Raw genomic sequence first — 13,996 nt, 5'->3', positions numbered from 1 at the left:
AGCGGACCCAAACCTACAGGCTGGTCATCAGCCGGGGTAGTTTCTGAAGTTAAACGGCAGTTTTACAGAAGATGACAACAGATAACGATGACCGAATAAATTTATCTGAAAGGCGGGCACGCCAGGAGCGAGATACACACACACACTGGATTTACTGCCCTGTAAATACACATACTGCCCAATTATGGCTGTTCATGTGAACCAGGCGCCAGCTTCCCATATCCAGACAACATTGCCGTAGCTTCATCCATCCGTTGTCGATCAAGTTTATAGAACACCCAGTTCTTGATACGTTTCGATGTCACAATCCCAGCCTTAGCAAGAATTTGCAGATGGCCTGTCACGGTGGGCTGACTCAGACCAATTTTTTCGGTGATAAATCCGACACACACACCATCCTTAACCAGATCGCCGTCCTGCTGCACCGGAAAATGTGACTCTGGATCGGACAGCCATTCAACAATCACGAGCCGATGCTCATTACCAAGGGCACGAAAAATATCGGCCATTAATGTCTTTGAGTTGTGCATATAGTCAATCGCCTATATAGTCATTTTCTTATATAACTTTAGGGGCATACTATGACAAACCACAGACAAAGGCTAACAGACAGTGTCACGCTGAAAGATATTTATGCCGCTTCCGGGCGAATTAAATCAACAGTATGCAAAACTCCACTGGAGCCTTCCCACTCGCTGTCTGCTCTTGTCGGGACGGAGGTCAGGCTTAAGATGGAAAATCTTCAGCATACGGGTAGCTTTAAGCTGAGAGGTGCTGCAAACGTTCTTGCCAGTCTTAATGCAGACCAGCGACGTGCCGGCGTCATCGCCCCGACGGCAGGGAATCATGGTTTAGGGCTTGCCTGTGCGGGACATGCGGCAGGCATACCCGTATCCATATTCTTACCGTTTTCAGCAGACCCGATTAAGGTTTCTGCAATGAAAAGTTATGGTGCGCAGGTTACGTTTTTTGACGACATTGAAGACGCAAGGCAGGAAGCCATTGTCGCAGCGCAACAGTCCGGCGCAACGTTCGTCTCGGCCTATAATAATCAGCAGATGATTGCCGGAGGCGGCACCGTCGGTCTGGAAATCATGGAAGACTGGCCAGACGCTGACGTTATTCTCGTGAACATTGGCGGCGGCGGGCTGGCCTCCGGTATCGCAACAGCCATCAAGGGCATAAACCCTGCAGCCGAAGTGTGGGCAGTGCAGAGTGAAGCAAGCCCGACGTTTGCGCGCTGGAAAGAAGCTGGTGAGGCGATCCCAGTGGAAATATCGTCGTCAATCGCCGAAGGCATAAGTGGCTATATAGAGCCTGAAGCGATGACCTGGCCACTCATACGCGATCGCGTCGATCGTGTTCTTCTGGTTTCAGAAGCCGAAATTAAAGCAGCGATGCTGTTAATGCTTAATCTGCACAGCCATGTTGTAGAGCCTTCAGGCGTACCCGCAGTTGCGGCAGCCATCCGTTATGCAAAAGAACTGAGCGGGCGTAAAGTTGTCTGTGTGGTGAGCGGTAGAAACATATCGGGTTCCCGCTATCTCAAATTAGTTAATGAGGCGTCACTATGAAGAAACAGAGCGGAGTTAAGGTCGGCTGAGCTCATATTGCACAACGTTCTTATCATAATGGCTTCATTCATTACGCAGGCTTTGAGGTAGTGCCGCCTTTGACGGCCTGCCGTTTAACAGCCTTTTTGCTCAAGATTCTATGGTTCGTTTAAGGGAATGTCAGGCATCATCATCAAGAAATATTTTTGTCATACAAGGAGTAAGACTAATGAATATAAATATAAGAACAGCCCGGGCTTCTGATGTTGACAGTATTTTCGAAGTCAGAACCTCAGTGCTCGAGAATTATTTGAGTCGTGAAGAAATGCGTCAGCTGGGGATCACCGAAAGCGTCGTGGCCGATATGATTGAAAAGAATTTATGCGCCTGGGTTGCGGCTGAAAGCGAAAAAATAGTCGGCTTTTCAATGATTTTACCGGATGAAGGCTGTCTTTTTGCGGCCTTTGTTCTCCCGGAATATGAAGGCCAGGGGATAGGTCGCAGGCTGGTTTTTCTCGCCGAGCAGGAATTATTCAAACATCATGAGATTGCCTGGCTGGAAACCGATAAAAATAGTCGCGCGGCGAAATTTTACATGCAGCTCGGCTGGGGTAATAAAAAAGAGATTAACGATACCGATATCAAACTGGAGAAGCATCGCAGCGTGTAATCCACTGCCATTTTCATAAACGTCTGCCTCTGGCACAAAGCGGACGTTTAGCCAAAATAACATCTTTGCTGTCAGCAAGACCGATTGGGTGGCCTGGCGAAAACGCTTTAATCATTAATCGTCCGTTCTCAGAGCGATTTTATTACGTCGGCTTACATTCCCAGACTGGCCAGCAGGTCGTCCACATCATCCTGACTGGCAGGAGTCTCTGGTGCGGAGGAAGGTTTAGACGGCGCAGTGCGCTCGGCGGTGCTGTGTGAGCCGGTATTATCGCGGATGACCTGTATCAGCTGCTGCTCAGCCTGATTCAGCACGGCCATCATAGCCTGCACAATCTGTCCTGTGAGGTCCTGGAAGCCCTGTGACATCATAATCGCGTGTAACTGCTGTTGCGTCAGACCCGTGACGCGGGGGACATCATTCAGCAAGGCAACGGTATCTGCCGCTAATGCCTGGGTCTGTTCTTTGTCTGACAGCGTACCGGAAGTGGCATCCCAGCGTTGCGAGAGTTTCTCCGCTTTTTCTCCCAGATCGGTTTGCAGAGGCTGCGTGATTTCCACGCTGTTGATTACGCCCTCTGCTGCTTCGCGGGTCATTGTGACGACATAACCCAGCCTTTCACGGGCGTTAGGGATGCTTCCCGCCACATCGGCGATGGTTTTATCAAGCCCCAACTGTTGCAGACTGTCGCGAAGCTGCCGCAGGATGAAGCCAGCACGCGCCGTAATTTCGCCAATTTCCTGATGCTTACTATGGGTGTCGGATGGTGACATGGATGTTGTTTCCTGCGTACAGAGTTTCGATACCTGAGGTTATCGGCAGCTCGCGGCGGTTTTTTAAATTTCCTGAGGTTTTTACTGGTGTAAAAAGTGACATGATGTGAATGAGACACCATAGAGCTAACGACATCAGGGTTGTAAAAGGCAGAAAGTGTTGCGCGCAGGCCCTGTTTTTTCAGCCGGAGGGGGGAGTCAGGTATAGAGCGGAATGTGTGCGGGTTAATGACTGTTATGAGCGAAAAAAGGGGCGTATTACCCACTTCTGAAACGTTTACGCGAGGGCAGGCAGTGGAAACTAAGACATCTTATTTATCATGTAATTACTTCGTCTTAATTAATCCGCCAACGGATAACATTTTGTCCAGTTGTAGTTAACCCTCGCCAGTTTTAATTCTCCATCTACATCCCCAAAATTAATGGTCTGACGTTCAAAAATAAACTCACGTACTGGTGCAGGTAAAAAGTCAGCGCCGTAGCGCAGGATAGTGCTATGCCAGAAGGGTGCCGGTAATGGGCTGCCGTTATGACGCATCAGCAACTCATTTTTCCAGTGCGAATCCAGAACTTTTTCGCAGAATGAGTGGCGCATGGCTATTGCCGAACTATCAGGGATCCCCGCAAGCAATAACTGACTGGGCAATGCAACTAACCGCAGATCTCTGATAACAATTTTTATCGCATCAAATTCGCTCCAGATATTCGTCAATTCATCGATTTTTTCGGGCAATGACTCGTTATCGTTATAGAGCGGCAGAGTCAGGGGCAGGAAGGTAAAATGGAAACCCTGTATGGGCAGAATATCGGCAAGGGGATCATCCTTTGTGAGCTGCTGTAATTCACAAATAAGACGTGAGACATCAAAGGTCACCGGCGGCTGAATGCCCGCTGCAAGAGCCAGCCTTACAGGATCGTAGTAGTTCCCCTCTTTAACAGCCCCAACTCCTGCATTTTCCGACCAGATGGAGAGGGTGTTCTCGTTGGCAGAGCGATACAAGCTTTCCAGATTTATCGATTTCATTACAGACCTTTGGCATTGGTATGAACAGAGGCGATTCGTCATTAATAGTATTTCTGTCTGGTATTTTAGGCTATTCGATTAATTTTTAAGGGATAATAAGGATTTGAGAAGTGAGTTGTTATTACTGCCCATAACTTATCAGGCATATCCCCTTTGCTGACCGCAAACATATCACCATATGTTCAACGTCTCGCACATCTTTAAGGATAGCGTTGCGTCGATTCGTCCAGTTCACAGGAGATGGCGAACGCAGTCTACCCGTACAGTGGCCACTGATGACCAGTTAGCGACCAGATTTAAACGATTGTATTACATGGTTATTCATGGTCAGGATGACGGGTCAGGGCTGGCTGATGAGTTGGCAATCCCTCAGTAAATGCCAACAGTATCTGGAAATCCCGATTAGCCGCAGCTGTTTCGCGGTCAGGATTACATCCACAAGGGGCACTATCTGATAGATCAGGAAAAGCGCACTGGTACATCATGCTGATCCCAGCTAACCACCCGCTCTGTGGATAATGGACGTTTACACGTATCACGCGACAGAAAGCCTGCGCTTCACGGGTTTTTTAGTGCCGTTTTCAGGTAAACTTGCTTAAGCTATTCAGGTAATTTTTAAGGATGAAAATCTATGAAAGTGAGTGAAAAAGCACTACTGGAATCCGGCTTTAGTCATGCAGATCTACTAAAACTGAAAAACAATATGGCTAATTATGGTGGCTCACTGGATTCCATGATCCATGATCTTGCTAACCGCTTTAACGCCTCGAAGTGGATTACTATTATTGCCTTTATCATACTTGCTCTTACGCTGATGCTGGCATCCGTAGATACCAGCATCACGCTGGCGGCCACACTTGCGATTGTATTGCCTTTTATATGGTATTTAGCCCCAGCAAAGCTTGCATACAAGTCATGGCGCTATCGCAGAATCACGGCTCATTCAGAGCAGCATCAGTGACATACATAAGGTCAAATATGACCTTAGCTTTAACACCATAACCGACTATATTCATTGTGAGTTTTGGACGGCTCATAGTGCTGACTTTCCTGAAATAATCCGCGGGCAAATATCTGAACAGACGCCAGGTTCCAGGGCGTCTGAACAGACCGAATACGCTATAGGCATTTGCAACAAGCGAGATTGATTTATAGATTCCCAGCCCGCTATCAGGGCTGAACCCCATGAATGCAGCAGTGGACATAGCGGCATCAGCAACCAATCCTTCAGACTGTTTGTTATCCATTACATAGTGCGCAATTTCTTTGCTTCTGCCGTTCGCACCATCAGTAACTAAAACTGCACCGGCCAGAACGCCCAATGGTGTCATAGTTCCTATAAGGGTCAGGCCAGCAGCTATTTCAGCCCCCGACAAAACTACATTTACAGCCGAAATGACATACCCGACAATTTTATTATTTTCCCTGACGAACTCCACTTTGGCATAGAGTTTCGCCGTTTTCATGCGCAGCATTCTGTCCTGCTTCTGAAGGTTTTCCGTTTCTTCCCTCAGATTTTTAATACAGGCTATGCATTCTTCTTCTGATTTTGCACGTCGGGCAGACGCAAACTGCTGCTCAACCAGATCTCTGATCTCCTGAACAAACTTCACCTGAGTCATGCCATTCGAAAGATGGACTGAGGACACATGATTAGCTGTATTAATCAGCTTTCTGGCCTCAAGGTTAATCATTTTTTCAGCCCAGTTTTTACTTCTGCCTGAGCGCATCATTTCGATCAATGCTACATCCATTTATCTTCTCCCTGTACATAATATCGCCGATAATACCCCATTATTTACAGGTGTAAACCGTCGTTACAGTTGAAAATATGTTGCTTCGGATAACACGTTAGAGGATGAACTATCAGGATTTATTTCAAATGATCGTGGCTCTCACACTTATACAGAGGCCATTCGCATGACAGCGAAAACCGACCCAAAGCGAAACTCATGCAATTGAGATCGCCAGCGCATCGGCCGCGTTACGCTTTATCAGCATGTCGCGCCTGTCTGGCTAAGTCAGTAAAAGAGGGCAGGTCATACTGATTGTCACAACCCCGCTCTGCCCCTAAACGGACAACCAGAGGACAGATCAGGACAACAGATGCCTGACGTATAGAATCGATCAACTCTCTCTGATATTGATGATGTCGATGGCGTTAAATCACTCCTGTTGAGAGAGCTAAAATGAATTTTTATTGCAGTAAGGAATTTACCGGTTCGAAGGCCTGGGACTCACAGCATATTGCCAGCTTCGATAATGTCAGCGTGAAACTTCACTGGACCGATCAGCCTTATAAGTGGCACATCAACGATGGTCAGGAGGTTTTTGCTGTCATGGATGGATGCGTTGAAATGCAATATAAAGAGCAGGGCGAAGTTAAAAGCCGGGTACTCAACGCTGGTGATATTTTTTATGCCAGTGAAGGGACAGAACATATTGCGCGTCCACAGGGCGTCGCCCGCGTGCTGGTGATTGAAAAAGAGGGATCGGTTTAATTAAGGTGATTCATTATCTGGCTGAGCCATCCAGCCAGTGACAAAACGGGCAATCTCTTCTCCCAGATTGATAAGAAAGGCGTCGCGTGATGGGTGGGTGTCAGTGATATGCGGCGGCAGGATGTTCATGAAGGTGAAATGCCCGGCATCTTTAACCACGCAAAGTTTTGTCTCAGTTCGAATATCTAATTCTTCTTTGATGAACAGCGCTTGCGATGGCGGTGTCAGGGTGTCCTGCTCGCCAGTCCAGATCCTGACAGGCACTTTCACGGAGGCGAGGGCCGAGGGTGCTCTGAAAAAATCCGCAGGTGGCGCTAACAGCACCAGTTGATTCAAATCCTGTCTGCCTGCATATGTCACCTTCTCTCCGGTGCGAGTCCAGGCCTTCGCCCCGGCGTGCATCAACAGAATCACGGTGCCGAGTGAGTGCCCGACGCCGGTAATCGAGGCATAATGTTGACAAAACGCATCGCGGGCGAGGGCCAGCCTTTGGCTGCGTTCCAGTAAGTCAGCCTTTGAGGGCGTGGAAGAGGTTAACCGTTCGAAATGGGGCGCTACCACTGAAATACCATTGCGGCTAAAGGTCTGCAGAAGCTCAAGATGACGCAATGGACTTCCGCCAGCACCTGCTGCAAAAAGGATACACTGGCTGGCCTCATTCACCTTCAATAACGTGACGTCAAAATTCCTGTCGGCATGCCTGATGACAGAGGTTTCCGCCCTGGTATTGTTAATCATAAAGCCGACTCCCCGCTAAAAGGTCAGTCTGGAGATACTAACCCGTTCCCGGTGAAACGATAAATTTCCGTCTGCTTCTGGCTCCAGACTACCGTTACGCAAGGCGCCAGCAGCAGATCAAGGATCGGTTATTCATACTCTGGCATCAGGCCACCAATCTGTCCGCGCTTATTGCGTCGCCTCTGCCCATAATGCCGCCTGTACAGCAGGGCGCGCACTGATATTTGCTCTGTATGCCACCAGCGCAGGCCAGCGATCCAGTTCAATGCTGAAGAACTTACACCAGCCCAGTACGGTGAAAAGGTAGGCGTCAGCAACGCTGAATGATGGCCCCATCAGAAACGCTTTTTCGGCGAGCGTATCCTGCAGAAAGTCGAACCGCCGGAAGAGCTTTTCACGAAACAGTGACAGGACAGCGTCGGGCAGTGCCTGGTTAAATAACAGAGCGGAACCCGCGTGGATTTCACTGGTAATGAAGTTCAGCCACTCCTGCAGTTGAACACGCGCCCAGCTGCCTGCTGGCGGTGCCAGCCCGGTTTCCGGCCTCAGGTCGGCGAGGTACTGCACAATCGCCGGCCCTTCAGTCAGTATCTGCCCGTCGTCCAGTTCCAGTGCAGCAACATAGCCCTTGGGGTTGATAAGGCGAAAGTCGCGTCCGTCAGAGGTGAGCTTGCTCCTGTTATCCACTTTAACCAACTCAAACTCCAGTGCGAGTTCACGCAGCACGATATGGGGTGACAGCGAACAGGTATCCGGGGCGTAATAAAGTTTCATGTCTTCTCCGTTAACATTGAAAGCGATGTGAGATTCTCTTTGTCGTTACGGAACAGACTGTGCTTAACGCAGAGAATTCTGTAAAATTAATGCTTCAAAGTTAACTATTAGCTGAGCTACTGATAACCATGATGAATCTTCTGCACTGGCGCTTGCTGGTGGCGGTGGCCGATGCCAGCAATATTTCGCGTGCTGCTGAAACGACAGGCATGACACAGTCCGGTGCCAGCCAGGCTATCGCCCAGTTAGAGTCATCACTCGGGTTCGCGGTATTCGTGCGTGAGCGCCGGCACATCGGTGTTACCGCGCTGGGAGAGCAGGTCATTGAACATGCCAGAATTATGCTGTCGCAGTTCAGCGCGATCCGCGTGCTGGCTGATGAGAGCCGGGGTTTAAAGGGCGGACGCATTCGGCTTGCCAGCTTTCCCTCTGTGACGTCCACTCTCCTGCCTGGCCTGTTGCGTAACTTCCGGCGTCTGCATCCGGGCATGGAAGTGGTGGTGCTGGAAGGGACGGATGAAGAAGTTGAGGAGTGGCTTGCAGCAGACACCGTTGAACTGGGGGTGGTAATGAACCCGGCACCCGGACGTGCTGAGGTGATACTGGGAAAAGACGCCTGGGTCGCCGTCATGCCAGCCAGCGCTCCGCACATCGGTCAGTCAGGCGCGAACGGTATAACCCTGCAGGAACTGGCAGACCAGCCCTTTGTGCTTGCAACAGGCGGATGCGTCGTTAATGGCAAAAGCCTGATGGAACAGTCAGGATTCCACCTCTCTGACGTGCGCGTAAAAGTCCGCGACTGGATCAGCGCCTGCATGCTGGTACGTGAAGGCATGGGTGTCGCGCTGGTGCCGGAATCAGCCCTGCCAGCGGAACGGCGCGGCCTGTCAGTGATGCCGGTCATCCCGCCTCTGCACCGGGAATTCGGGCTGGTTTGTTCGCCTTCCGGAAAAGCTTCTGGCGCGACGCAGGCACTCCTGAACGGACTGCGTAAAGGACAGGGTAATATCTCCGGATAATCCCACTGCACAGCTGACTTTAACCGCCGTTACCCGATCATAAACAGCAGAATGGCTGGCCGGGAAAGAGAGATCGGCAGACTCTCCTGCCCGCGATCCTTTCTCAACTCGCGTCTTAACGCTTTGCCGCATAAGGTGATCGGGGCGAACAACGGTTTTCTGACGTGGCGGAACACGCCTGAATCATCGGGATGGCTCAGAATTCGCGTAACTGGTCGAACAGCTGATACAACCGAGGCTGATCCACAAGCGTGGCGCCTTGCTCGCCCAGTTTCTTCTCCAGCGGGTTCAGAACATCGCACAGCACGCTGTAGATCTCCTCACGCTCGACCGTCTCAATCGCCTTTGAACGCCGGTCGATGAGATTAAAGGCTTCGGTGTAGGCGGTTACGGCGGCAGTTAGCAGGCTCGCCACATCCATGCTGCTATCGATGTTGTTCGTGGCAGCCCGCAGGTTTTTGTAAGCCAGCGCTGCTTTTTTGGCATAAGTGGCCGAAATATGTTCGCGGCCATCCCAGTCCCGGAACGGATTGTGCAGATTCTCAGCCAGCCATTCCGGCTTGCGCGCTTTACTCAGCGAGAGATCCAACCCCTGAGTTGTCGCCTTTTTATAAGCGGTTCTGACAGAGCTGATTACGTCAAGCGGGACGCTGGTCATCCACAGGCATGAGAGATTGGGCAACGCTTCTGGTGAGGGAAAGTCAGCCGCGCTGAAGCCAAACAGGTTGAAGAAAGTCAGCATCTGCAGCTGTGGCAGTGCGGCAATACGATGCATATTGCTGGCTACGCCGGGATTTCCCCAGATGCGCAGCTCAGTTAAGCAGGTAAAGCGCTCAACGACTGGCGCCAGGTCAATCTCTTTAACGCCTGTCAGTGACAATGCCCTGAGCCGGTCAATACCCTGCAGCACAGGCAAAGTCTGCGAACATTGCAGGCACAGATTGCGTCCCTCCTGATCAGCCGCTACCTGAAAGCCTGAAGAAGGCGTTGCGGTGAGTGACAGCAGGGAGAGATCAGGATTCAGACGCACGCAGCTGACGCCTTCAGGGTTCAGAATAAAACGCGACAGACGGGTCGCCCCGACATCGATTTCGCTGACGACAGCGGATTGCCAGTGCAGCTCATTAATGAAGTCATGCTGCTGTATATAGGCCATCAGTTCCGGGGTGCCATGGCGGGTTTCGATGGTCATCAGGCAGGGCAGGCGATCCAGTTCAGAGAGATCGGTCAGGGTTTGCAGGAGGTGGTCATTGATACGGGTGGTGTCCTGGCGAAGTGTGTGGCCGCCGACAACCACGTTGTGCGCGCCTGAAGCAGCCTTGAACCGCGCACGGCTGGCCGGGTCGATCTTCTCCCAGTTTCGCTGACGGACAAGACTCTCTCCCACGTCCCAGCCGAACTTGTAGGCGTTTACTTCCTGATCTGCCAGCGGCGGCAGGTTGGCAATTAATACATGTCCCGGTGGGACATTGGCGGAGACATAACCGTGATCGAAGCTGTCTTTGACAAAATAGTAGCTACAGCGCAAAGGCTGCATACGGCTGGCTTCCGCCCTGTCAGGCAAATGATCACCTGCCCAGTCGAGCTGGAGTATGGCTGCAAGGACTTTACCTCTGGCATTAGCAGGCTGCTGGAGGTGTGTCACCTGACAGGCGACGTACTGCTGCAACTGCGGGGAATACACGCTGTAGATATCGCCGACCTTTGCTTGCACTCTCGCTCCTCTCAGTCAAAAATTTTACAGTCAGAAAATCTGATATAGCGCGCATCCTGCTCAGGGGTGCGCTTTGCCACGGATCTCAGATCCATCCAGCACACTAGCCTGGCATAACGTTTTAACGAAATGCTGGCGCGTGAACATTTTTATTTTTTTTTCGCGGCAGGTGACAGCGTCAGTCGGGTTGCACGCAGCAGCCCGACTGACGAAGCCTGCCCGGAGGCATGCGGGGCAGGTATTCAGCTTACAGGCGGTTACCGGCCTCAACCAGTTCGTTATAGGATTTTAAAACACGCATCGGTGAACCCGATACCATCCAGCCTGAATTGCCGCTTCCTTTCAGCAGACTCTGCTCACCCGTGCTGTAAGGTGTTTTATCGCGAATCCGACGCATGCGATCCTTGCAGTCTTTCAGGAAGGTTCCGGCATTATCCTGGAAGATGGACCAGGTTAATGGCTTGCCCGCTTCGCTGGCCGTTGCCTTTTCTGCCTCACTCAGCAGCGTACTGTAAGCATCAATCGCTTTTGTCATCTCTGTCACGTCGGGAGCGGAAGAGGTAAACAGGGTCGCCAGCGGTTTGGCCTGTGTGACTAATGCCAGGCGGTAGTAGCGACTATGACGGCCCTCAGACTTTTCAATCTCAACGAGTTGCGCAGCAACGACCTCATTGTTCTCTTTTTCAACTTCGGCACCGAACTGGTCGCTGGATTTCATAAAGCTGTTAAACGCCTTCATGAGTGGCGGATGCATTTGTTTGGCTTTCGCGAAGCCATCATCCTTGTAATCTTCCTGACTGTAGTAAAGATGAGCCTGCGAAACCAGCGGCTGCAATGTCGTTAAATCCGCCAGATACTGTGTTGCTGCAGCATCCAGCGCCGGTAACGTCGGTTTGGCCTTCGATGCCTGGTTGATGGCTTTAGTGCAGCTCTCCAGTTCATAAGGCGTGACCTCGCCCAGTACGTTGACGCTGCGCTCTTTGCCGGTTGGCCCCTTTTCAGCATTCGCCATCCAGCTCACATAGCGCAGGGCACTATCGCGAACCGATCCATCCGTAGTGTTAAAGCAACCCACATAGGCGTTTAATTTTGTGGTGAGTTGCGCAGCGCTATCCTCCGCAACAGCCTGGGGTTGACTCTGCGGGGCGGGTTTTGCATCCGCTTTGTCACTGTTGTCACATGCTGCCAGCGGCAGCACAAGGGCAGTCAACAGCATCCCGGGTATCATGGCCCTGCTTGCTCTTTTAAACACAATCGTTCCTTTATTTATGTGGTCAGAAATAGAGAATGAAAATAAATGTTCGCATTGGCTCCCTTTTCAGCTGCGAGGAGGGAGCCGATGACAAACGGGTTATGCGCTTTGCGTCGCTGCCGCCGTTTCTTCTTTCAGCAACGCCCTGACTGTCTGATGACGATGCCAGTAATAGCCGAGGGTGTTTTTAAAGGCTTCAATCTCCTTTTTCAGGCCCGGCAGAGGGATCTCACTGCGTTTTTTTCCCTGCGAGTTTGGCTGCACATGTTGCACGTAGAGCTTATCCCGGCCGAAGCTACGAATGACGTTGATGTTTTTAACGTTATCCCACTCCAGCACTTCGCCGGTTTTCGGCGACACGATGCCCTGCCAGGTGATGACGATCTGCGAGCCATCTTTCAGGGTATAAGGAACATTGGGGAAATGCTTCAGCACCAGCGCGGTTTCCATTTCACCGTCAGGCTGATAGCGCCAGGCCAGGCTCTCTTCATGCACAGAAGAGAAGTCGCGCTCATATTTCTGCCACAACTGCTGTTCAATCTCGTTGGCAACCGGCATCAGATCGACCCAGCTCTGGGCCGGGAAATCGGCGGCGATGGCTGCATAGTCAGCTTCGTTAATCTCATACCCTACGTTACGCATCCTTTCCGCCAGAGGCGGGTGTGAATCAAACGGGTGCGGCACATTCTGCTCACGGATGACGCTGATAAAGTTCGGAGAGGCGACATGTTCTGGCAGACCGGCAGCAATAGCTTTACTGATCCCCAGTTCATTTTCGTGCAGTGTCTGATTATTAAAGAAGTTTCGTTCAACTTCATTCCGGTAGCTGGCATACGCAGATACTTTGATCAGTGATTCGATAATCGCGGCAGGGGAGACCAGCGTTGATGCATTGCGATCCGCGACAAACTCACGTTCACGGCTGTTACGCTGCCACGCCAGTTCAAACAGCATGCGATAAAGATAGAGCGGATAGAAGACGATCAGCGTGGCCACATTCTGACCCATCAGCTGCATATAGAGATCAAACCGATGCAGTTTCGGTCCCAGTAATGCGCCGGAGGCGGTGTCGCCTTCATGCAGGTGGGTCAGCTCATGGACCATCACGCCATCAGCCTGCGCAACGGTGAGCTGACGCAGGAGCGGAATACTGACATAGAGCTTACGGCCGGTGAGCGGATTCCCATTCACGTTCAGCGGAGCTTCGGTCACGTAGAAGTTGGTGTCGATACCCGCAACAATATGATCGGGTGGCGTGGTGCCCACTCTGGCGGCGAGCATATCAATCTGTGACCAGAGTGCCGGTGCCGCTTCGCGGGTCACGACTTCGCCTTCAATACTCTCTTCCGGTGGGAGTTTTTTGAAGATGCCTTTAATCATGTAATACATACCGGCCAGCACCAGCAGTCCTACTGCCATCACCAGTTTGGGATAGTAGGTCTGCGTGAAGAAGGCGGTGCCCCAGAATGAGAGCCATACCAGCATGCCGCCCTGTACCATGACTTCCAGCGAACAGGCCAGCATCAGGAACTTGCGGGCCAGCGCCAGACTGATAACCTGTCCCTGGCGGCTTTTAAAGGCCAGCGCACTGAACAACAGCACCATCAGCAGGACAGCGCCGCTGCCGATCAGTGTCCAGAATGCCACTTTATCCATCATGTAGAACTGCCACAGTTCGGATTGCGGTTCGCAGACGGCGTTTTTGTAATCCTGCAGATTTTCATCTACCGGGCCGCAGACACTGGAAGGCGGGTTCTGCTGCAGAAACGCCTGTAGTTTGTCCGTATCCTGATGTTGTTCCCGCGCATCGTCCATGAAGAACTGCGTGTATTGCTGATCAAGTTGTTTGTTGCCATATTCAGCAAAAAACAGGGTAATGACAGGGACGAGAAACAGTGTGAACAGCAGCCAGAAAAATACCTTTAGATAACCCTTTTTCAATTCCGTTAATGTATTCAAAATAATAACTTCCTGCATG

General features: G+C 51.2%; 14 protein-coding genes. 5 read left to right on the top strand and 9 right to left on the bottom strand.

The genetic code is table 11. From position 1 onward, the window contains the following. Nucleotides 1-182: 182 nt before the first annotated feature. A complete protein-coding gene (locus ACX8ZY_RS21905; protein WP_033768664.1) occupies nucleotides 183-530 on the bottom strand; it encodes an ArsR/SmtB family transcription factor in 348 nt (115 codons plus the stop codon). Between the two features lie 51 nt (nucleotides 531-581). On the opposite strand from ACX8ZY_RS21905, the gene ACX8ZY_RS21900 reads away from it, so the two are divergent. Both ACX8ZY_RS21900 and ACX8ZY_RS21895 read left to right on the top strand, forming a co-directional pair. Beyond that, the gene (locus ACX8ZY_RS21900; RefSeq protein WP_185964202.1) at nucleotides 582-1,574 is read left to right on the top strand and encodes a threonine ammonia-lyase; all 993 of its coding nucleotides are present in this window, start codon (nucleotides 582-584) and stop codon (nucleotides 1,572-1,574) included. Nucleotides 1,575-1,782: 208 nt separating this feature from the next. Continuing rightward, nucleotides 1,783-2,223, top strand: coding sequence for a GNAT family N-acetyltransferase (locus ACX8ZY_RS21895; RefSeq protein ID WP_182504906.1), 441 nt, complete (start codon nucleotides 1,783-1,785; stop codon nucleotides 2,221-2,223). A 152-nt stretch (nucleotides 2,224-2,375) separates the two neighbouring features. Here ACX8ZY_RS21895 and ACX8ZY_RS21890 read toward each other — a convergent pair whose 3' ends face one another. Beyond that, a complete protein-coding gene (locus tag ACX8ZY_RS21890; RefSeq protein WP_010259809.1) occupies nucleotides 2,376-2,996 on the bottom strand; it encodes a protein phosphatase CheZ in 621 nt (206 codons plus the stop codon). A 340-nt stretch (nucleotides 2,997-3,336) separates the two neighbouring features. Continuing rightward, entirely contained in the window at nucleotides 3,337-4,020 is a 684-nt protein-coding gene (locus ACX8ZY_RS21885; RefSeq protein ID WP_158149981.1) for a hypothetical protein, read from the bottom strand. A 631-nt stretch (nucleotides 4,021-4,651) separates the two neighbouring features. Here ACX8ZY_RS21885 and ACX8ZY_RS21880 point away from each other — a divergent pair. Further along, nucleotides 4,652-4,981 carry a hypothetical protein gene (locus tag ACX8ZY_RS21880; protein WP_022624631.1) on the top strand — a complete coding sequence of 110 codons (330 nt, stop codon included), beginning with the start codon at nucleotides 4,652-4,654 and terminating at the stop codon, nucleotides 4,979-4,981. On the opposite strand, the gene ACX8ZY_RS21875 is transcribed toward ACX8ZY_RS21880, so the two are convergent. Further along, nucleotides 4,953-5,774, bottom strand: a complete 822-nt coding sequence (locus ACX8ZY_RS21875; protein ID WP_421665430.1) for a DUF4225 domain-containing protein — start codon at nucleotides 5,772-5,774, stop codon at nucleotides 4,953-4,955. The two genes, ACX8ZY_RS21880 and ACX8ZY_RS21875, sit on opposite strands and share 29 nt — an antisense overlap. Before the next feature lie 435 nt (nucleotides 5,775-6,209). On the opposite strand from ACX8ZY_RS21875, the gene ACX8ZY_RS21870 reads away from it, so the two are divergent. Then, nucleotides 6,210-6,521, top strand: coding sequence for a cupin domain-containing protein (locus ACX8ZY_RS21870; protein ID WP_010259799.1), 312 nt, complete (start codon nucleotides 6,210-6,212; stop codon nucleotides 6,519-6,521). Here ACX8ZY_RS21870 and ACX8ZY_RS21865 read toward each other — a convergent pair whose 3' ends face one another. Next, nucleotides 6,522-7,259 carry an alpha/beta hydrolase gene (locus tag ACX8ZY_RS21865; RefSeq protein WP_158132210.1) on the bottom strand — a complete coding sequence of 246 codons (738 nt, stop codon included), beginning with the start codon at nucleotides 7,257-7,259 and terminating at the stop codon, nucleotides 6,522-6,524. A 168-nt stretch (nucleotides 7,260-7,427) separates the two neighbouring features. Continuing rightward, nucleotides 7,428-8,033 carry a glutathione transferase GstA gene (gene gstA / locus ACX8ZY_RS21860; RefSeq protein WP_158132211.1) on the bottom strand — a complete coding sequence of 202 codons (606 nt, stop codon included), beginning with the start codon at nucleotides 8,031-8,033 and terminating at the stop codon, nucleotides 7,428-7,430. Nucleotides 8,034-8,161: 128 nt separating this feature from the next. Here gstA and ACX8ZY_RS21855 point away from each other — a divergent pair, with 128 nt between their 5' ends. Then, nucleotides 8,162-9,052: a LysR family transcriptional regulator gene (locus ACX8ZY_RS21855; protein WP_199267458.1), complete on the top strand. Its 891-nt coding sequence runs from the start codon at nucleotides 8,162-8,164 to the stop codon at nucleotides 9,050-9,052. A 196-nt stretch (nucleotides 9,053-9,248) separates the two neighbouring features. Here the strand turns inward: ACX8ZY_RS21855 and ACX8ZY_RS21850 are convergent, their stop codons facing one another. The 3 genes from ACX8ZY_RS21850 to ACX8ZY_RS21840 form a co-directional block, all read right to left on the bottom strand. Beyond that, complete coding sequence (locus ACX8ZY_RS21850) at nucleotides 9,249-10,766, bottom strand: hypothetical protein (protein ID WP_158132212.1); 1,518 nt, start codon at nucleotides 10,764-10,766, stop codon at nucleotides 9,249-9,251. A 247-nt stretch (nucleotides 10,767-11,013) separates the two neighbouring features. Beyond that, nucleotides 11,014-11,982, bottom strand: a complete 969-nt coding sequence (locus ACX8ZY_RS21845) for a YiiG family protein (protein WP_062759322.1) — start codon at nucleotides 11,980-11,982, stop codon at nucleotides 11,014-11,016. 135 nt (nucleotides 11,983-12,117) lie between these two features. Next, nucleotides 12,118-13,995, bottom strand: coding sequence for a M48 family metallopeptidase (locus ACX8ZY_RS21840; protein WP_158132213.1), 1,878 nt, complete (start codon nucleotides 13,993-13,995; stop codon nucleotides 12,118-12,120). Between the last annotated feature and the right edge of the window lies 1 nt (nucleotide 13,996).

It is taken from the genome of Pantoea sp. XAF26B01_ASV70 (genome assembly GCF_054512635.1).
The sequence above is the reverse complement of the archived record's forward strand: the minus strand, read 5'-3'. Positions and strand labels throughout refer to the sequence as shown.